Here is a 17,200-nt window from a genome sequence, read left to right on the forward strand (position 1 = left end):
TGAACGACGAAAGCCGGCCCCGCATCGCTGCGGAACCGGCTCCCGTCATCCCTTCACGCACACTACCTGACGCAGTGTGTGAACCACCTCGATCAGATCGGTCTGGGCCGCGATGACCGCGTCGATGTCCTTGTAGGCCATCGGCGTTTCGTCGATCACCTCGGCGTCCTTGCGGCATTCGACGCCTTCGGTGGCGCGGACGTGGTCCTCCACCGTAAAGCGCCGCTTGGCCTCGGTCCGGCTCATGGCCCGACCGGCGCCGTGCGAGCAGGTGCAGAACGAGTCCGCATTGCCCTTGCCGCGCACGATGAAGGACTTTGCCCCCATCGAGCCGGGGATGATGCCCAGCTCTCCGTCCTTGGCCGACACCGCGCCCTTGCGGGTCAGGTAGACGTCCTTGCCGAAGTGCTTTTCCTTCGTGACGTAGTTGTGGTGGCAGTTCACCGCCTCAGCTGTGGTCTCGAAGTCGGGCCAGAAGGCGCGCAGCACCCCCAGGACCTGATCCATCATCACCTCACGATTGGCGCGGGCGTATTTCTGCGCCCACGACACCGCCCGGACATAGTCGACAAAGCCGTCGGTCCCCTCGGGGAAGTAGGCCAGGTCCTGGTCCGGCAGGTTGATGTGCCAGCGGCGCATCTCGTGCTTGGCCTGTTCAATGAAGTAGGTCCCGAACCGGTTGCCCACGCCGAGAGAGCCGGAGTGCAGCATCACCCACACGTCGCCCGCTTCGTCGAGGCACAGCTCGATGAAGTGGTTGCCTGTGCCGAGCGTGCCCAGATGGCCATAGCCGCGCGCGTGCGCCGCCTTGGGGTGCTTATCCACGACGGCGTCGTATCCGGCCTTCAGCACCTCCCAACGGGAATGGGCCGAGGTCGGCGGCTCGGACGCCCAGGCGCCCTTGTCGTTGCGGCCGCCGTTGTCGGTGCGGCCGTGCGGCACCGCCGCCTCGATGGCGGAGCGGATGGCAGACAGGTCGTCAGGCAGATGCTCGGCGCGGATCGAGGTCCGCACCGCCATCATCCCGCAGCCGATGTCCACGCCCACGGCGGCCGGGATGATGGCTCCGACGGTCGGGATCACCGACCCCACGGTGGCGCCCATGCCCCAGTGCACGTCCGGCATCACCGCTACGTGCTTGTGGATGAACGGCAGCGAGGCGACGTTCTTAAGCTGCTTGAGCGCGGCATCCTCGATGGGCACTCCCCGGGTCCATGCCTTGATCGGCACGTGCTCCGGACCTTCGATCACGTCGTAGTGCGACATGGTCGTTTCTCCTCTTTCGTCTGATCCTCTCGGACCGGCCGGCGGAGCTCTCGCGGATACAAGAAACCCCTCCGGCCGGTGGCGGGAGGGGTTGCTGGAAATCCGAAACGGTCAGACCGGTTCGCCCCTACACACCTTCCGCGCATGCGCCATTGCCCTCGACCGGCTGGCGGTCGAGCTGCATGGGCAGGCTCAAGGTGGCGCAGGTGCCGTACATGGGTCGTCTCGTTATCGGGAGGCGGCTCTTAGCTCAGCCCGTCTCGCAACGCCAGAGTTCGATGAACTCACGTTTCGTCTAAGCGCCATTTGCAGACATCGGTCTCACTGCTGAAAGCCGGCCTTCAGACCGCGTCCCGATCAAGACACGCGCCCTATGGGCCCTTCGGCGAGAATGACGGTGCAAGCGGAGCGAGCCTTCGCGGAAACCGGCTGCAAGTACTGCGTCAGCGCGGATGAAGCTGGGCGGAAGCCTTCCGAACATCGGCAAACTGATCACCCGTCAAAACAACCATTCTTAGCCCTCGTAATTAATGGCGCTGGGAGGTTTGTTCCCTAAGGTTGGCGCGTCAACGAGAATCATCAGTCTTAGATTGCAAATCCAAGCGATATGCTGGCTCCGGTAAACCACCTGCGGTTACCCGCCCGACTTCGCCGTTCTAAATCGGCGATTGCCTCGGCAGCGGTCGGGCTGCACGTCGTTGTGGTCGCTCTCCTCAGCCAACCCACCGAGCGACAAGTCCCGAACGTCGCGGTCGGTCCCGCAATCTCCCTTACGCTGATAGACCTAAGGCCCGTCTCTAGTCGGCCGCCCCGTCCACTCCAGACGGATCAAATCGCGACCGTTCCCGGACCCAACAGGAGTCCCGTCACAGACACTCGGGGTTCGGACAGATCGCTTACGCCGCTCGCTCCGCAACGGCAGAGTTTCATCGCATCGCCTGAAGTTCCCTCGACCGCGTCGGGTGAGGGACGTTTCGATCCCGCCTGGCGCGTGGCGCCGGCGACACCAGGGACATTGGCGCCGTCACGCACCTTGGGTCGCCTGGAATGTAGCAACCTGCCAATCACCTCCCCAACGCCTCCAACCTGCGTGGAGAGGCCCCTGACGTCGCGAACGATCGCGGGGTCTGGCGGTAGTCGTCGAGACGCGCGTTTCGCCCGGCAAGGCGATCGTCAGCTCGCTGAATACGCCTCGAGGCGTCAACCCCTGGCGGGCGCTGTTCGACAGACCTGCGAAAAGGGCGGACCTGTCTCGGATTGCGGGGTTGAAGTCCAAGTCGAGATATTCTCGAGCCTCAATGGCTGGCTCCCGGGCCTTCGAAGGGATGACGACTAAACATTTGAGGTTGCGAATAACAATCTTAGATGACAACCCCAAACCGTCTTGAAGGCGCATATGCCAAGACGTATCGATTTGATGATTGCAGCCATCCTGGGGCTATCGGCCGTGCTCGTCGCCATCCCCACCACGACCAGCGCGCAGGACGCGTCTGTTCGCTCTTTCTTGGCTACGGCTGACCGCATCCCTAGAAACCCGACAGCCATTCTTCACCCGGCGACGCGTCGCCTTCAAAGACAGGTTCAGACGGCGGTTCAGACGGTCGCAAACGAGCAAGAGGCGCTTCGTCAATCTGGCCGGCCTCGCACCACCTGCATTCCTCGGCGGCCAGATTTGACGGTGGATCAGTTGCTAGGCCGCTTCCGTTCCATCCCCAAAGCTCGGCGAAACATGACGGTGACACAGGCCATGCGCGAGTGGCTCGCCGACCGCTATCCTTGCAGCTGAGAGCAAAGCCCAGCTCTCTGGCAGAGGCCGTTGTAACGTCCGTCGACTAAGGTGCGGCAAGCAAAGTTGTGATCACCGCATGGGCTTCTCCGGCCTGCAGCTAGTTTGACCTGGATAACGGTCTGTCGAGGTTAGGTCGGGTTGAAAGAGAGGCGGCATGCCTTGAAGCTGCCCAACATACCAAGGCTCGGAAGACCGCCGAACCCATAGAATAAGGACGCGACGGCGCCTCAAGCTGACGGCCAGGCCTCTCAAACTAAGCAGCTGTGTGTGCGGACACGGGCGTCCTTAGCCGCGCTACCGTTTGCGAACGAGGGCTTGTCTTAGGGTCAACGATGTCGGCCGGCCTCAAACGCGCGCGAACCGTATCGCGCGCTCCGACGTTGCAGCCGGGCTCGCCAAGGAGCCGTCATGCAGACACCGCCGCCGGAAGCCCCCGTGCCCTTCCTCGAAGCCGCCCGCCGCGCCTTGGAAGGCGATCCGGTCATGGTGCGGGAAGTCTTGGGAGCTGTGGGAGCCTTCAGCGTGCGCTTGCTGGTCGCGGCGATCATTCTGGCGCTCACCCTGTGGGCGGCCAAACGGCTTTCGAATTTCGCCCGGCGCGCGCTGGGCCGGCTGCCGCACCGCAATCACCCGGGCGACACCACGCTTAGCGACTTCCTGTCCGGCCTGGTGAAATGGCTGGTGATCGCCGTGGGTCTGGTCGCGGTGCTGCAGCAGGTCGGCGTCCAGACCGCCTCGGTCCTCGCCATCCTCGGCGCCGCCTCGCTGGCGGTCGGCCTGGCGCTCCAGGGCACGCTCAGCAATGTCGCCGCCGGCGTGATGATCCTGCTGCTGAGACCCTACCGCATCGGCGACCGCGTGGAGATCCACGGCCGGTCCGGCAAGATCAGCGATTTGGACCTCTTCCACACCACGGTGGTGGACTACGACGGCCTGACCCTCGTCTATCCGAACGGCAAGGTGTTCGGCGAACTCATCGTCAATGTGGATGGCTCCGGCCGCCGCCGCATCGACCTCGCCTTCGGGGTCGACTACGAGGACGACCTCGACCTGGCGCTGCGCCTTCTGCTCGAGTGCGCCGCCGCCGATCCGCGCGTCCTCAAGGACCCGGAGCCCTGGTCGCGGGTGACCTCCTTGGACGACAGCGCCGTCAGCGTCACCCTGCGCTGCTGGACCACGCCCGCCGACTGGCAGAACGCCAAATGCGATCTGATCAAGACAGTGAAGGAACGGTTCGAGGCCGAAGGCTTGAGCTTCCCCTTCCCCCAGCGTGTCATGATGATGCGCGAAGTCTTCCCGTCGGACGACGCCAAGGCCTCTCTCGTCCTCTCGCCGGTCTCCAACTAGGGGCGGCTAGGCAGGCTGTCTCGGGGATTAGCCTGCTTCGCTTATAGCAGTCGATCAGGCGGGACCTTGACCGGCTCCGCCTGCTTTCCCTCGCCCCGCCGCTCGCTTTCCACGCCGGCGCTGAAGCGCACGTCCAGGTCCCGGTCGCGCATTAGAACACCAAGATCTGACGCTGACACGTCCGACCAGGCCCGGCCTCTCAGTGGGCCCGACGGCACGCGCGGCAGCAGACCGGGTTCGCGGCTCCAGCGCAGCAGATCCGCGAGCGCGGACTGGTTCAACTGGTCGCGGAGATGGTGGGCAGTGACATAGGCGTCGGGAAAAGCGCGGTGGGCGGGCAGGCCCCGCTCATGCACCAGTCCCTCAGGCTGGCGCAGATAGCGCAGCATTTGATTGGAAAACCGCGGCAGCTCGGACCAAAGGCGCAGAGCGCACTTCCAGGTGCAGATCCAGTCGGCCCCGCCGGTCAGACGCGGCGAGCAGAAGCGCTGCTCAAACGCGGCCCTGTGCGCCGCCAGGGCGACGACCGGCGGGTGTGGTCGCAGAATATCTTCGGCGGCGGATTTCCAGAAGGGCGCTCCCCGCACAGCCTCGTCGGTGATGTGGTGTACGGCCATGGTGTCCGGCGAGATCGGCCGTCCGGGATTCACCAGCCGGGCGCCGCCCTCGCCTTCCAGCCGCCAGACGCCGTCCTCGCCCTCGGCCACGTCCTGCCAGCCGATCTCGCAGACGTCTGTAGGCCCTGACCCCGCCGTCTCCAGATCGATGACGCGCACCATCCGGCCGGCCCGTGAGACGCCGCTCACGACTTGGACTTCGCGCCCTTCTTGCCGAGAATGGCCTGGGCAGACGACGATTTGCGGGGATTCTTCTGGCCATCCCTGACGGCGGCGGCGTTGGCGCGGCGGGCGGCGTGGCTGCCGTTGCCCTTGGTGTCAGACATGGAGGCCTCCGGGGTTTCTCGTGGACCAATACGGCCCAACCCCATCCGTTCCGAAAGATCCGTCTCGGATCGCCCATTGGACAAACCCCATCACATCCTCGCCGGCTGGCGCGTCGCGGGACCCGCGGCGACCCGGCTCCGGCGGATGTCGGCCCAGAGATCGGCCAGCTCCAGCAGACCCCGCCGCCGGGCGTCGTCCGTCTCGGCGATCGCCTCGGCGATCAGCTCGCTGATGCGCTCCGAGATCTCGTTGACAGTCTTGGGTTTCGGCGGCACGGCGGGGTGGCTAATTGACTGGACAACCGGCCCGCCCACCCGCCGTTCCAAAGTCCGAGGCCGCCCATTGCGATTGATGACGGCACTGTGGCTACAGGAGCCCACAGGAAGACAACCAGTCCAGCCCTGTACCTCTATCGTCCTCGACTTTTGAGGGCGCGGTCCGACCCCGATCCAGCGCTCGCTCCAGGATTTGTCGTCGCGTCAGGATGGGCGGCAGGTCGCGAACGAACTGTTCCAGCTCCTGGCCAAGTCGTCGATCGTCGACGGCCTTCGAGGCTTGAAGCTTGAGCGCCTCAGCCACCAGCGAGCGGCGTATGAAGGCCTGCCGCCGCCGCAGCCGCACCTCCCAGACGGCCTCCGCCGCCGGCGGTCTTGCCGCCGATTTCAACGCCCCCTGAAGGGTCCGGGGCATCGGGCCTTCGCCGCGCTCGAAGCGTTCGCGCAGCCGCCGATCCGCCATCCGCTCCGCCTTGCGAACCACCCCGCGCGCTCGACGCGGCGTCGCCTCCGCCTCCACTCCGCGCTCACGAAGCTTGTCCGCAAAGGTCTCCCGCCAGAGCTGAAGACCGGCCTTGCGCGGGTTCAGACGTTCCCCGCCTTTGCCAAGGGCGCGTACGCTCAGATGGACGTGAGGGTGCGGCTCGTCGGTGTGCAGAGCAAAGACATAGGGGTAGCGATCCGCGAAGAGGCTCGCGGCGAATGCGCGAGACGCGTCCTCGACCCGGCCAGGATCGACGCCGGCCGGCATGCTGAGAATGATGGACAAGGAGACAGGCGTGTCGCGCCGCTGAGGCAGGAGCGCCAGCTCGCCGCGCCAGTCGTCGCCGAGCGCCTGCACCTCAGCCCGACCCAGCAGCTGTTCGCCATCCGGCCCCTCAAGACGGACCCGGCCGTTTCGCGAGATATAGTCGAGATGGCGCTGGAGGTGGGTGCCGTCGCGCGTTCGACCCGTCACCTTGACCATGACTTCCGGCGCCCGTCGCGCCAGGCGTTCGAGCTTCGCGCGCGCCTGGCCAGCCGCGCCTGTCGGACCCGATCGAAGCACGCCGGGCGAGAGCCGCGCCCGTGCCGGCCGCACCGGCGGACGCAGCGCGTCTTCGAACCCGACCGGCCGGCGGAACTCGGTCACGGCGCGGGTCCCCAATAGTCGAGGTTGCCCTGCACCGCGTCCCGCACGCCGCCGAGATGTCCTCGGATCTCCGCGGCAAAGGCGTCAAGCTGGGCGATTTCGAGATCCAGTACGACGCCGTCCATCACGGCCGTGTTCAGGGCTCGCGCGATCTGATTGACGTTGACGCCGATGCGCCTCAGCTCGCGCTGAACCTCGATCAGGGTAAGCGCTTCGCTTCGCCGGAACTGGGGTCGACGGTGCAGCCGGGCCCGGATAAGCCCGACCGTCCACTGCGTGCGGGAGAGCCCTTGCGACGCCGCCTCTCGCTCCAGAGCGGCGAGATCGCCCGAGGTCAGGCGAAGTCCCAGCTTGCCCGACATCGGTCCCGGGGAGGCTTCAGGCGCGTCCGGGAGCGGCGCCTGGGCGGCCGCCTCCATCAGCCGTCGCAGCAGCCGCGCCCTTCCGCCCTGACCGGCTGCCGCGGCGTCGAACCGGCGCAGCAGATCGGGCGGAACACGGAGAGTGAGACGGTCCATGGAGGTGAGGCTCTGTCAGACATTGCCGGCGCAAAGCCTATCCTGCCCTAGACCGTCATCCGCCTCGTCCCGTAGCCCTACGGGTCTGTCCCGCCCTCCCCTCGGCGTCCGAAACCGGCCGCTCGCCCGCCGCCCTGACGGGCGCCCCAGCCTGGCGGGGAATAGAAGACGTAGCGGAGCGCTCGCGCGGCGGGGGTGGGTATTATTCCCGCCCTACCGGTGGGGTTCGGGCGATACCCACCTGGGTCGTCAACCTGCCGCTTAAGCAGCGTGACGTTTAAACAGCGCATCTGGCGTAACAATCGTAAGCATACCTAGTCAGGTAGGTCATGACGGCGCCATACCTCCGCAACCGCAGAGCCTTGTTGACCGCCCGTCGCACCCATAGGTTCGTGGGGAAGGAGTTTCCGCCATGTACACCCCCGCCTCGCCGACCGTTCTGCCGTTCCCGCCCCTCGCCCCCGCCCCGCCCCCTGCCAAGGCCGCCGCCTCGCAGGACCGGATCTGGGGCAAGGCGGTCATCGCCAACGGCTATGCCGGCATCCCGTCGATCCTCATCCAAGCGCAGTCGCGACTGGGGCTGACCGCGATGCAGTTCAACATCCTGGTCCAGCTGCTGGACTATTACCGGGACCCGAACCGCGCCCCTTTCCCGTCGCGGGCGGAGCTCGGCCGCCGGATCGGTGTGAAACCGAAGACGATCCAGACCAATATGCGGCAACTTGAACAGGCCGGCTTGGTGCGTCGCGAGATGCGGAAGACGGCGGCCGGCGACTGGGCCTCCAACGTCTACCATCTCGATGGTCTGATCGAACGGGTCCGCAAGCTCGAACCCGAGTTCACCCAAGCGCGCAAGGAGCGGGAGGCTGCCCGGCTTCGCGTCTCCACTCCTGTGGGACTGCGGCAACCGTAAAGTTTGGGCCCAGAATTGATTTACCCCGGGGGCATGCTTTGCAGCAGAGGCGATCCCGGGGTGTACGCAGGTAGAGATATTCCATGACCCACCCCGATGCAAGGCCGGCGGCCGACGCCGACGCGGTGGAAGCCGCGCTCTCTCTCGAACGCTTCGCCCGCTATGTCGCGTGGGCGCAAGGCGACCGCGAGCGCGCCGTGGCCCTGTATACGCTCAACACCCGTGTCTCCGAAGCCCTCTATGTGCCTCTCCAGGCACTGGAGGTGGCGCTGCGCAATCGCATCCATACGGTGATGTCCGAGGCCCATGGCCCGGGGTGGTTCCAGCCCGAGGCAAGTCACGTCACCGACCGTCAGGCCGAACAGGTGCGCGCGGCGATCGCCGAGCTTACCGAGGCGCGAAAGCCGATCGAGGACGGTCGCGTGGTCGCCGCCCTGACCTTCAGCTTCTGGACCTCGATGTTTGGGCGCGAGCAGGACGGCTTGTGGAAGCGCACCCTGCACCGGATCGCCACGCGAGAGGGCCGTTTCTTGGCTCGCAAAGACTTCACCACGCCCCTGACGCAGGTGCGGCTTCTGCGTAACCGGATCGCCCACCACGAACCCATTCTCTATTGGAACCTGCCCAAGCTGCATCAGGCCATGCTGGAGATGACCCGCTGGCTGTCGCCGGCGATGGATGACTGGCGCGGGACGGTCGACCGCTTTGCCGAGGTCCACCCGGCCCAACGTCTCGCCCTGCCCCGTCCCGGGAAGGACGAGGCATGAGCAAGTCTCCCGAGCCGAGGAGACGGGTCGTCGACGTGAACGCGCTGAGGCGGACATCCATCGAGGCGCACGGCCTGATCCACGCCGACCGGGCCTACTGGCTCTACTATGATGAAACGAACAACATCCGGCGGCTGCATCTGAAGGCCGACGCCTTCAACGTCCCCGACCTGAACTGCTGGGTGCTCGGCGGCTTCGGCTGTCGGGATGCGCGCCCGATCGATGTCGGGCCGCTGAGGACGCGGGCCTTCATCCAGCCCAGTGCCGAGGAGCTGCATTTCGCGCTCTTCGGCCGGGGCGAGTTTTCGAAGGTCCTCGGGTCGAGGAAGCTGGAGACGTTTCTCGACTGGGCGCTAGGGGAAGACCTCCTCGTTCACTACCTCGCGCTCGACCCCTTCTACTGGTCCGTAGTCGATGTCGTTGACTCGGTGCTGGCGGCCGGGGAGATGCCGGATGGTTTCGGGGAAACCCTGAAGTCGGACCTCTGCACCGTGCTTCGCGCCGACCGGGCCCGGACCGCGGCCCTGATGGCACGGTTCGACTATCCGGACCTGGAGCCGGAAAACCGGCGCGCCTTCATGACCGAGCTGATCACCTTCGCGGAAGATCACGCCGGTCTGCTGGATCATTTCGGCTACCAGACGCTGCGGGGCATGCTGCAGATGGGACGCCACCATCCCCTGCCCTTCATCGAGGACGGGGACGCGCGTGTTCTGATCGACGGCTTCCGGGACTTCTTCCTGGAGCGAATCTGCATCCTGAAGAACGCGCGCCACGTCTTCGACGCCGAGGAGGTCGTCTCCGGCGAGCTCGCCATGATGACGTTGACCGACGGCGACGCCCCCTTCTGCAACTATCGTTTGGTCGAGAGGTCGCATGATGATCCCGGCGTCCAGGTCTCCGATGTGATGGTCGGCTTCCTCGCCAAATTCTTCAGTTGGATCTCCAGTGTCGACGAGGGCCAGGTTCGCGAACTGAAGGGCACCCTGAGCCCGGCCCAGGCGCGCAACCGGGAGCGCCTCGTCCGCCTTCTCGAGGCCAGTTACGCCGAGAACGCGGCATTCACGCACACGGTCGTCAGCCTCGCAGACCGGCACAAGGCCGCGGTGTTTCTCGATTTTTGAGGAAGCGGGCCGACCGGAAGTCGGCCCGTTCCGCTTCAGGGCTGCAGGCCGTGCAGATGATCGACGGCTTTCTGGGCGTGGGAGGCGGCCGAGACGATGAAGCGCGTGTCGTCCCTCAGAACCTGCAGCCAGCTGGCGATATAGGCGGCGTGATCCTCGCGCGGCTCAAGCGCCAGCCCGAGATCTGCACACAGGAAGGCCGCGCCGAGTTCGGCGACGAGTTCCTCGCGGGCGTAGCCGGCGTCACCAAAGCGTCGCCGGCCGAAGTCCCGGTCGAGCCGGCTCGGATGCCGCGTCCAGTGCGTCATCTCATGGCCGAGGGTGCTGTAATAGGCGTCCGCAGTTTCGAAGCATTCGAACGGCGGCATCTGCACGTGGTCCGGCCCCGGAGCGTAGTAGGCGCTGCCCCCGCCGTGGCGGACATCGGCCGCGCAGTTTCGGAAGAAGGCGTCGATGCGGGCGATGCGCTCGTCCGGATTGATCTCGACGGTCTCCGGCTCGCCGTAGCGATCCTCCAGACCCTCGATCTGATCGAGGTTGAAAACGGTGTAGGCCTTCAGGAAGGGGATGCGTTGTTCGACGCCCTGCCCGGTCTCATCGCTGTCCTCGCGGACGATCTGGTTGGCGTAGACCACGGTGGATCCACGCTCGCCTTTCCGGACATGACCGCCGAGCGCCAGGGCCTGACGGAAGGTCATCCAGGTCGGGCGGGTGAACCCCCGGCTGGCCGCCTCGCCCCAAAGCAGGACGACATTGATGCCATTGTAGGGCGTGCCGTCATGGCGGAGCGGGCGGCTGACGGCGGCTGAGGCCTTCCAGGGTTGGGTCCAGGGGCGCACCCCGGCTTGGAGTTGAGTGAGGATCTGCTGGGTGATCCGGGTGTAGACGTCGGGACGAGCGGGATCGGCGGGGCGCGTCATGGCGGCCTCCTTGAAATGAAATGGGGAAGACGGGGCGGCGGCGCGGGCGTCGCGCCGCCGCGGCGTCGGGTCAGCGGGACCAGATCAGGCTCTGTCCGCCTTCGATCTCGACTAAGGAGGCGTAGATCGGCGCCGGGAAGCTGGGATCATCGAGCTTGACCGAGAGATAGTCGCGGTCCTGCTGGCTCCGGCGCTTCCAGGCCGCGCCGAACTCGGTCTGCCCGGCGAAGATCCGAAAGTCCGGGCCCTTGTCGTCGGTCTTCTCATTGGGCCGCAGAACCGCCGACTTGACGTTCAGGGTGAGGGTCTTGATCGACCCGGTGTAGCCGTCGCCTTGGGCGGTGAAGGTGCCGATGGTGGCCATGTCAGTCTCTCCATTGCTTCGGGCCACGCCTGCCGCGGCCTCGATGGCGATCGGCGGACCGGGGCGCGGGCGGCGCGCAGGGAGAGCGAAGCGATCCCCCGCAGCGAAGCGGAGGACCGCGGCAAGAGACATTCTTGTCTCGCGAGGAAGGCCGTCAGGCCGGGGATGAAAGTCGCGTGAGCGGTTGCGCCAGCCGACCGGGTTTCGGTCAGATCCGCCCCTTCGAGAGGCCGCGCAGGCTGGCCCGCCCGAAGGTGAGACGCTGCGCCCCTCCTCAGCTCCAATCCGTCAGGCTTCCGCTCGGTCGCTCAAGCCCCGCCGCTGTCTCTGTCGCGCCGCCACAAGCAGGTCCGATCCGACGACAAGGGAGCGCAGCGGCGGTTCGCTCAGCCCCATAAGAGATGGCGCTGATGCCTGTGAGCCCCCCTGCCCGCACCGCGCGCCTCGAGCACAAGAACCGGCCCCAGCCATGGAAACGGGAGCCCCTCTGGTCGAGATCGACGGCGGGAGACATCCTGTCCGTTGACCACGACGATGGGGCTGGACACGCCGCTGAACCGTGCTAGATCGGCGGCAAGCTGCAACGGGGGGTTGCAGCGCGTGCACTCCCAGAGGAAGAGTTGACCACCAAACCTATTATCGCCGCGTACGCGGCGGCGGCCCTGTGCGCCCTGGCGGCGCAGGTCCAAGCCCAGACGCCTACTCAAACCAACTCTCTGATGCTCGAAGCGAACATCGCCAAGGCCTCGGATCTGACGGGAGCTGAACTGGGCGTTGGCTGGCGGTTCAACGCAGGCAACTTCCATCTGACGCCGGCCATCGGCGCCCTCATCTACCAGGGCGACAACGACCGCTATCAAATCTACCAGCAGAGCAACGGGGCGCGCTGCCGCGACACGACCAATGGGCAGTATGCCCGCAGCGAGCTGTGCGACAGCACCGCGGCGGCGGCCTACGGGCGGATCGAAGCAACGGTGCACTGGCGCAATGTGGAGTTCGGCGCGGGATACCGGATTTCCGATATCGAAAGCGCTCCGTATGGGACCATCGCGCTGCGCGTCTCAGAGATGGTCGCCATCAAAGCCAACCTGGGCGAAGACTACATCGGGGCCGGCGTCTCGGTGAGGCGTTGGTGATGCGCACACTCAGCCTGCTGATCGCGACGGCCGCTTCGGTTCTGGCGGGGCCGGCCGTGGCCCACCCCGGCGGTCTCAACGCCGAGGGCTGCCACACCAACCGCAGGACCGGCGAGTATCATTGTCACCGCAGCAGCCGCTCATCCGCTGCACCCGCACGGCCCCAAGGCTTCACCAGCCGGCCGCCGGCCCAACGCGGTTCCGGCGCCTACGCCAACTGCGCGGCCGCTCGGGCGGCGGGCGCCGCCCCTGTCCGGCGCGGAGATCCCGGCTACGGACCCCACCTGGATCGTGACGGCGACGGCGTGGGTTGTGAGCGCGGCTGAGAACAAGGGCAACGGCCCAGCAGAGACCGCCACGTAGTTCCGAGCTTAGGAAACAGAGAAGCGGGATTTCCAGCCGCGTCGCAACCCGCTGACCTGCCGCCCAGCCCCCGGTTCACCGAGCCGCGAAGGTGAGCACTTCGACCTTGTTGCCATCTGGATCGCGCACAAACGCCGGGTAGTAATGCGGGTCGTACTCGGGCCGTAACCCAGGTTCGCCATCCGCCGACCCGGCGTTCGCCAGAGCCGCGTGGAAGAAGCCATCGACGGCTGAACGCCGCTCCACCTCGAAAGCGACGTGGATGCCGTTGCCAGGCATAGCCATGCCGCCGTCGGCTGGGAGGTTCAAACTGAAGACGGTGATGCCCGCGCCGTAGCCGACCGCTTCATCGACCCTAAGCGTTTTGCTGAGCCCGACTTCTGGCATCACCGCGTCATAAAAGGCCTCGGCACGCGCCAAATCCGATGTTCCGAGGGAGACGTGATGGAGCATGAGCCGAAAACCCCGCCCTCATCGCGCGGTTCCGGTAAGCGCCAGGAGCGGTCATCCACCGAGCGCCGAAAACACGACATTCAAGCGCGTTGCGAAGTTCGACTCTTCGGCCTGATGGCAGCCCGCCTTCGACGCCTCTCAGCGACCCGCCGCGCCGTGTTCAGCCGCAACCCACGCCACACCGTTCATCGCTTCAGGCCGCCGCGCCCCGGCAGATACGCGCCAGCCGCGCCTTGCCAGAGATTGCGCCGATGCTCTGCCGATTCCAGAGCTCGCGTCGGTGATCAGGACTGGTTTCCACCCTCTCAACCCGCGCAAAGTTCAGCCGCGCTGCTTGCCTAAACATGCGAGTCAAGGGCCCCTCACTCAGTCGAAAATGTCGAAGATGCTGTCGCGCTTCTTGCGCTTGTAGCGATCGTCGTGGTCGCGATCGTAGCGGCGGGGTTCCTCATATCGAGCAGGCTGGGTCGGCATCGACAGTGACGAAGGACCGGCGGCACTCCCTTGAGAGGCGGCCATAAGGTTCTCAAGTTCGCCGCGGTCCAGCCAGACACCACGACACGTGGGGCACATGTCGAACTCCACGCCATTGCGCGAGATGGTCGTCATCGAGGCGTTATCGTTCGGGCAGAGCAGAAGCGGCATGTCTTGTCTCCGGAAAGAAGGCTGGCGATCAGCGACGCTGGCCGAGGAAGACCAGCAGGAACTGGAACAGATTGATGAAGTCGAGGTAGAGGCTCAGCGCGCCGAAACTGGTGGCTGCGCCCATCGCCGCCCGGTCCCCACCGAGCTGGTGGTAGGTCAGCTTCAGCCGCTGGGTGTCGTACGCGGTCAGACCCGCGAAGATCAGGACACCGATGCCGCTGATCGCCAGCATCAGCATCGAGGATTGCAGGAAAATGTTGACCACACCGGCGATCAGCAGGCCGATCACGCCCATGATCAGAAAGGTCCCGATCCCGCTCAGGTCGCGTTTTGTTGTGTAGCCGTAGAGGCTGAGTGCGCCAAAGGCGGTAGCCGTGATCAGGAAGGTGGAGGCCAGGCTCTGGCCTGTGTAACGCAGCGCCAGGGCACCGAGTGAAGCTCCGATCAGCGCCACGACCGACCAGTAAAGCAGGCTGGCCATTCGGGGCGAAGCGCTGCGGACCAGGAAGGCGGAGCCGAGCAGGAGCACCAGCGGGGCGAAGGCCAGCACCATGCCCACGGGCGTGTAGCCGGCCAGGCGCCCGTCGACGACGACGAACAGGGCGTCGCGGACTGGAGCCACGGACGCGGTCGCCCAGGCCAGACCGGCAGACACCACCAGGCCCAGGCCCATCTTGTTGTAAACGCCGAGCATGAAGGCCCGCAGGCCGGCGTCGACTGCCATGTCGGGTCGGACCGACGGCCGATCTCGCAGGGTGGTGTTGAACTCGCTCATCGCGAAAGGTCTCCTTCTCTCGGAAATCTCGGTCAGACGGGGACGTCGGCCGCCGCCGGCATCAACGCCGGCTTCGTCCTGACCGGGCCAGGCGCACCATCCTGATGAGCTTTGTGAAGGCCTCCATTAGGCCCCACGCCAGGATCGTGCTGTACCGCCTCGTCGGGCGTGTCGAACGGGTCGTCATCGTGCCTCTCCTCTTTGCAAAGGTGGGATCGGTGTGTGGATCGGGGGTGGTGGGAAGGACGGGACCCCGGCATCGAGCGCACTCGATGCGGTCCGACATCACGATCATCATGATCGTCAGAGGGGCCCGGGCCGCAATGCAAACTTGCGGCACCGCGGCCCTGCAGACCAATGAGTTTCGGTGATGCTCGCGATAACGCCGGCCAATCCGACACGCTATGTTGTCCGGAGCTCGCCGGAGCCGATGTCGAACCGCCAGGCCGAAAGCGCCAGATGGCCCGACTTCTCGCCTTCCCTTATCCATGGGAAGGTCCGCAGATTGCTCAAGGAGAGACTGAGGACAGCCGCCTCCACCGCTGTTTCCAACGCCTCTCCCGACCCCTGCTCGGGCATCGGCCACATCACGGGTTCAGCGATGTCCATCCAGGGACCGAGGAAGTCCTGAGCGTTGCGAAGCGGCCCATGGATCATGGCATGAATGCCGTCGCAGCCGGCATGGCCAAGCACCACGATCCGGCGGACCTTCAGGATCTTGACCGCATACTCCAGCGCCGCGCTCGTCCCGTGACACCCGCCGTCGGGGGCGTAGGGCGGAACAAGACCCGCGACGTTGCGGATGACGAACAGGTCGCCCGGCTCTGCGTCGAATATGGTCTGAGGATCGATCCTCGCGTCGGAGCAGGCGATGACGGCCGTGCCGGGCTGCTGACGTCGCCGCGCGAGTTCGGCATAGCGCTGCGCCTGGTCGGGCCACACCGCGTTTCGGAAGCGGTGATAGCCCGCGATCAGCGGATCGTCGGAACGGACCGTCATAACGCAGCCGGCCGCTGATGGATCATACGCGTGCGCCGGTAGCCGCGCGGGCCATGACGGGCTGCGCCGGTGAGCGCCTTTCGGATCACGGGGTGCAAGACCGGTCGCTCGCTCAAACGCGGATGTCGAAGGTCTGGCGACTGGGTCGGCGAAGCGCGGCGTCATCGCGGATGGCCCCCGGCGGCTCCACCGGACGATCCGTGGGCGTGCTTTGATGCGACGCCACACGACCGGTCATCTGGGAGAGCTGAAGCGCCCAGGCGTATGCGGCGGGATTGGAGGATGCGCCGACCTTCATTGCGACACCCCTTCCTTCGCCATCAGGTCGAGGGATGCCGGGTCGACGTCGAGGAGCGCGCAAAGCCGCAAGACCACAGCCCGCTCCTCGGCATCAAAGCCTCCGTCGGCCTCAGCGACGGCGCAGGCGGTCTCGATCAAGGCGCGAGAGGGACCGGACTGGCCCCGCAGACGTGAGACGGCAACCTCAGCCGTCGCCTCGCCGTCTTCCAGATCCCGATCGAAGCGCAGATTCAGCGCCTCGAACAGGACAAGCACGTCGTCGACGCCGAAGAAGGCGATGGTCGGAGAGGTACGCATCCGGTCGATCATGCGCTTGCGTTCGTCCGGTGTGACCCAGCCGTCGGCCTGGGCCACCATGGCGCAGCCGGCGACGACGGCGTCCATCTGAACGACGTCGCCCGGCGTCCAGACGTCGTCCGGGTCGATCGAGGCGCGACGGCGCAAGAGTTTGTAGGGTCTAGTCATAGGGACCTCACAGGGGGGTCGCCGGCGGGCGGCGACGCTTGTTGATGTCAAAGAGCCGGTCGGCGACCGGGCGGGCCGCCGCCCGCGGCGGCGGTCAGCGCGACTGAGACGTCGTCTGACGACCCTCGATCGCGGCGAGCCGGTCCTTGATGACCAGCTTCTTCTTCTTGATGCCCGCAACGGTCCGGTCGTCAGGACGCAGTCGCGCCCGCTCGTCGTTCAAGGCCATTTCCAGCAGGGAATGATATCCCTTCAGCCGGCGCATCAACACGATAGACATGGAGCCACTCCTTCTCTGAAGGGGCGCGCTCGACGCCGAAGCCGTCGGTTCGATGGGGGATAAACAGCCGGACCCCGTCATCGAGCGCACCCGATGCGATCCGACATCACGATCACCTTGATCGTCAGAGGGGCCCGGGCCGCAAAGTCACGCTGCTCGACGGACGCGAAACACGCCAATAAGAAGTGCTTATGCGCTCAATGAGTGAGTATTATGGAATGGACACAAAGTCACAGACTGGATTTTAACAGACTGCAATTGACCCGGTACCCAGGACAGCCGAACCTCTTGATGACCGTCACTGGATTGGCGAACGCGAAGTCTGTCTAGGCGCCATCAATAGCTGCGACAGGTGTTGACGCGGCTCGACTCTAACGTCATTAGCGCACCCTCCACGGGTCCGGGCCCCTCTGGCAGCCGAGGCG

Annotated in this window: 22 protein-coding genes; 6 read left to right on the forward strand and 16 right to left on the reverse strand. The window is 65.8% G+C overall.

Annotation, left to right across the window (positions count from 1 at the left end; genetic code table 11):
* Positions 1-45: 45 nt before the first annotated feature.
* Positions 46-1,266 (reverse strand): RtcB family protein, encoded by a 1,221-nt coding sequence (locus E4M01_RS11845; protein ID WP_135063809.1) that lies wholly within the window; start codon positions 1,264-1,266, stop codon positions 46-48.
* 2,197 nt (positions 1,267-3,463) lie between these two features.
* Between E4M01_RS11845 and E4M01_RS11855 the strand changes: the two genes are divergently transcribed.
* On the forward strand, positions 3,464-4,402 hold the full coding sequence (locus tag E4M01_RS11855) for a mechanosensitive ion channel family protein (RefSeq protein ID WP_135063812.1): 939 nt from the start codon (positions 3,464-3,466) through the stop codon (positions 4,400-4,402).
* A gap of 41 nt (positions 4,403-4,443) precedes the next feature.
* Here E4M01_RS11855 and E4M01_RS11860 read toward each other — a convergent pair whose 3' ends face one another.
* From E4M01_RS11860 to mobC, 5 genes are all read right to left on the reverse strand, one after another.
* A complete protein-coding gene (locus E4M01_RS11860) occupies positions 4,444-5,208 on the reverse strand; it encodes an exonuclease domain-containing protein (RefSeq protein ID WP_245158258.1) in 765 nt (254 codons plus the stop codon).
* A complete protein-coding gene (locus tag E4M01_RS14360; RefSeq protein ID WP_167765376.1) occupies positions 5,205-5,345 on the reverse strand; it encodes a hypothetical protein in 141 nt (46 codons plus the stop codon). Before E4M01_RS14360 ends, E4M01_RS11860 begins: the two co-directional genes overlap by 4 nt.
* Before the next feature lie 90 nt (positions 5,346-5,435).
* Complete coding sequence (locus E4M01_RS11865; RefSeq protein WP_135063815.1) at positions 5,436-5,621, reverse strand: hypothetical protein; 186 nt, start codon at positions 5,619-5,621, stop codon at positions 5,436-5,438.
* Between the two features lie 91 nt (positions 5,622-5,712).
* The gene (locus E4M01_RS11870; protein WP_135063818.1) at positions 5,713-6,753 is read right to left on the reverse strand and encodes a relaxase/mobilization nuclease domain-containing protein; all 1,041 of its coding nucleotides are present in this window, start codon (positions 6,751-6,753) and stop codon (positions 5,713-5,715) included.
* Positions 6,750-7,271 carry a plasmid mobilization relaxosome protein MobC gene (gene mobC, locus E4M01_RS11875; RefSeq protein WP_135063821.1) on the reverse strand — a complete coding sequence of 174 codons (522 nt, stop codon included), beginning with the start codon at positions 7,269-7,271 and terminating at the stop codon, positions 6,750-6,752. The genes E4M01_RS11870 and mobC overlap by 4 nt, the downstream gene beginning before the upstream one ends.
* A gap of 412 nt (positions 7,272-7,683) precedes the next feature.
* Between mobC and E4M01_RS11880 the strand changes: the two genes are divergently transcribed.
* The 3 genes from E4M01_RS11880 (at position 7,684) to E4M01_RS11890 (ending at position 10,075) form a co-directional block, all read left to right on the forward strand.
* Positions 7,684-8,184, forward strand: coding sequence for a helix-turn-helix domain-containing protein (locus E4M01_RS11880; protein WP_135063824.1), 501 nt, complete (start codon positions 7,684-7,686; stop codon positions 8,182-8,184).
* 83 nt (positions 8,185-8,267) lie between these two features.
* Positions 8,268-8,951 carry an Abi family protein gene (locus E4M01_RS11885; RefSeq protein WP_135063827.1) on the forward strand — a complete coding sequence of 228 codons (684 nt, stop codon included), beginning with the start codon at positions 8,268-8,270 and terminating at the stop codon, positions 8,949-8,951.
* On the forward strand, positions 8,948-10,075 hold the full coding sequence (locus tag E4M01_RS11890) for a hypothetical protein (RefSeq protein ID WP_135063830.1): 1,128 nt from the start codon (positions 8,948-8,950) through the stop codon (positions 10,073-10,075). The genes E4M01_RS11885 and E4M01_RS11890 overlap by 4 nt, the downstream gene beginning before the upstream one ends.
* A gap of 35 nt (positions 10,076-10,110) precedes the next feature.
* Here E4M01_RS11890 and E4M01_RS11895 read toward each other — a convergent pair whose 3' ends face one another.
* Both E4M01_RS11895 and E4M01_RS11900 read right to left on the reverse strand, forming a co-directional pair.
* The gene (locus tag E4M01_RS11895; RefSeq protein ID WP_135063833.1) at positions 10,111-10,995 is read right to left on the reverse strand and encodes an ArdC family protein; all 885 of its coding nucleotides are present in this window, start codon (positions 10,993-10,995) and stop codon (positions 10,111-10,113) included.
* Positions 10,996-11,065: 70 nt separating this feature from the next.
* Positions 11,066-11,359 (reverse strand): DUF736 domain-containing protein, encoded by a 294-nt coding sequence (locus E4M01_RS11900; protein WP_135063836.1) that lies wholly within the window; start codon positions 11,357-11,359, stop codon positions 11,066-11,068.
* A 620-nt stretch (positions 11,360-11,979) separates the two neighbouring features.
* Here E4M01_RS11900 and E4M01_RS11905 point away from each other — a divergent pair.
* On the forward strand, positions 11,980-12,495 hold the full coding sequence (locus tag E4M01_RS11905) for a hypothetical protein (protein WP_209316038.1): 516 nt from the start codon (positions 11,980-11,982) through the stop codon (positions 12,493-12,495).
* Complete coding sequence (locus E4M01_RS14575; RefSeq protein ID WP_135063839.1) at positions 12,495-12,821, forward strand: excalibur calcium-binding domain-containing protein; 327 nt, start codon at positions 12,495-12,497, stop codon at positions 12,819-12,821. The genes E4M01_RS11905 and E4M01_RS14575 overlap by 1 nt, the downstream gene beginning before the upstream one ends.
* 112 nt (positions 12,822-12,933) lie before the next feature.
* Here the strand turns inward: E4M01_RS14575 and E4M01_RS11915 are convergent, their stop codons facing one another.
* The 8 genes from E4M01_RS11915 to E4M01_RS11945 form a co-directional block, all read right to left on the reverse strand.
* Positions 12,934-13,311, reverse strand: coding sequence for a VOC family protein (locus E4M01_RS11915; protein ID WP_135063842.1), 378 nt, complete (start codon positions 13,309-13,311; stop codon positions 12,934-12,936).
* Positions 13,312-13,449: 138 nt separating this feature from the next.
* On the reverse strand, positions 13,450-13,629 hold the full coding sequence (locus E4M01_RS14715; RefSeq protein WP_209316039.1) for an SDR family NAD(P)-dependent oxidoreductase: 180 nt from the start codon (positions 13,627-13,629) through the stop codon (positions 13,450-13,452).
* Between the two features lie 48 nt (positions 13,630-13,677).
* The gene (locus E4M01_RS11925) at positions 13,678-13,956 is read right to left on the reverse strand and encodes a zf-TFIIB domain-containing protein (RefSeq protein ID WP_135063845.1); all 279 of its coding nucleotides are present in this window, start codon (positions 13,954-13,956) and stop codon (positions 13,678-13,680) included.
* 28 nt (positions 13,957-13,984) lie between these two features.
* On the reverse strand, positions 13,985-14,731 hold the full coding sequence (locus E4M01_RS11930; protein ID WP_135063848.1) for a Bax inhibitor-1/YccA family protein: 747 nt from the start codon (positions 14,729-14,731) through the stop codon (positions 13,985-13,987).
* A gap of 402 nt (positions 14,732-15,133) precedes the next feature.
* Positions 15,134-15,730: a carbonic anhydrase gene (locus tag E4M01_RS11935; RefSeq protein ID WP_167765378.1), complete on the reverse strand. Its 597-nt coding sequence runs from the start codon at positions 15,728-15,730 to the stop codon at positions 15,134-15,136.
* A gap of 112 nt (positions 15,731-15,842) precedes the next feature.
* Positions 15,843-16,028, reverse strand: coding sequence for a hypothetical protein (locus E4M01_RS14365; RefSeq protein WP_167765379.1), 186 nt, complete (start codon positions 16,026-16,028; stop codon positions 15,843-15,845).
* The gene (locus tag E4M01_RS11940; RefSeq protein ID WP_135063854.1) at positions 16,025-16,495 is read right to left on the reverse strand and encodes a tellurite resistance TerB family protein; all 471 of its coding nucleotides are present in this window, start codon (positions 16,493-16,495) and stop codon (positions 16,025-16,027) included. Before E4M01_RS11940 ends, E4M01_RS14365 begins: the two co-directional genes overlap by 4 nt.
* Positions 16,496-16,589: 94 nt before the next feature.
* Positions 16,590-16,775, reverse strand: a complete 186-nt coding sequence (locus tag E4M01_RS11945; protein WP_167765381.1) for a DUF465 domain-containing protein — start codon at positions 16,773-16,775, stop codon at positions 16,590-16,592.
* Positions 16,776-17,200: the final 425 nt, after the last annotated feature.

Source organism: Brevundimonas sp. MF30-B, from assembly GCF_004683885.1.
Lineage (GTDB): Bacteria > Pseudomonadota > Alphaproteobacteria > Caulobacterales > Caulobacteraceae > Brevundimonas.

Excerpts from the sequence above, each read along its gene's own strand:
- E4M01_RS11845 (WP_135063809.1), bottom strand. The coding sequence starts at position 1,266 with ATGTCGCACTACGACGTGATCGAAGGTCCGGAGCACGTGCCGATCAAG.
- E4M01_RS11855 (WP_135063812.1), top strand. The coding sequence starts at position 3,464 with ATGCAGACACCGCCGCCGGAAGCCCCCGTGCCCTTCCTCGAAGCCGCC.
- E4M01_RS14360 (WP_167765376.1), bottom strand. The coding sequence starts at position 5,345 with ATGTCTGACACCAAGGGCAACGGCAGCCACGCCGCCCGCCGCGCCAAC.
- mobC (WP_135063821.1), bottom strand. The coding sequence starts at position 7,271 with ATGGACCGTCTCACTCTCCGTGTTCCGCCCGATCTGCTGCGCCGGTTC.
- E4M01_RS11880 (WP_135063824.1), top strand. The coding sequence starts at position 7,684 with ATGTACACCCCCGCCTCGCCGACCGTTCTGCCGTTCCCGCCCCTCGCC.
- E4M01_RS11885 (WP_135063827.1), top strand. The coding sequence starts at position 8,268 with ATGACCCACCCCGATGCAAGGCCGGCGGCCGACGCCGACGCGGTGGAA.
- E4M01_RS11890 (WP_135063830.1), top strand. The coding sequence starts at position 8,948 with ATGAGCAAGTCTCCCGAGCCGAGGAGACGGGTCGTCGACGTGAACGCG.
- E4M01_RS11895 (WP_135063833.1), bottom strand. The coding sequence starts at position 10,995 with ATGACGCGCCCCGCCGATCCCGCTCGTCCCGACGTCTACACCCGGATC.
- E4M01_RS11900 (WP_135063836.1), bottom strand. The coding sequence starts at position 11,359 with ATGGCCACCATCGGCACCTTCACCGCCCAAGGCGACGGCTACACCGGG.
- E4M01_RS14575 (WP_135063839.1), top strand. The coding sequence starts at position 12,495 with ATGCGCACACTCAGCCTGCTGATCGCGACGGCCGCTTCGGTTCTGGCG.
- E4M01_RS11915 (WP_135063842.1), bottom strand. The coding sequence starts at position 13,311 with ATGCTCCATCACGTCTCCCTCGGAACATCGGATTTGGCGCGTGCCGAG.
- E4M01_RS11925 (WP_135063845.1), bottom strand. The coding sequence starts at position 13,956 with ATGCCGCTTCTGCTCTGCCCGAACGATAACGCCTCGATGACGACCATC.
- E4M01_RS11930 (WP_135063848.1), bottom strand. The coding sequence starts at position 14,731 with ATGAGCGAGTTCAACACCACCCTGCGAGATCGGCCGTCGGTCCGACCC.
- E4M01_RS11935 (WP_167765378.1), bottom strand. The coding sequence starts at position 15,730 with ATGACGGTCCGTTCCGACGATCCGCTGATCGCGGGCTATCACCGCTTC.
- E4M01_RS14365 (WP_167765379.1), bottom strand. The coding sequence starts at position 16,028 with ATGAAGGTCGGCGCATCCTCCAATCCCGCCGCATACGCCTGGGCGCTT.
- E4M01_RS11940 (WP_135063854.1), bottom strand. The coding sequence starts at position 16,495 with ATGACTAGACCCTACAAACTCTTGCGCCGTCGCGCCTCGATCGACCCG.
- E4M01_RS11945 (WP_167765381.1), bottom strand. The coding sequence starts at position 16,775 with ATGTCTATCGTGTTGATGCGCCGGCTGAAGGGATATCATTCCCTGCTG.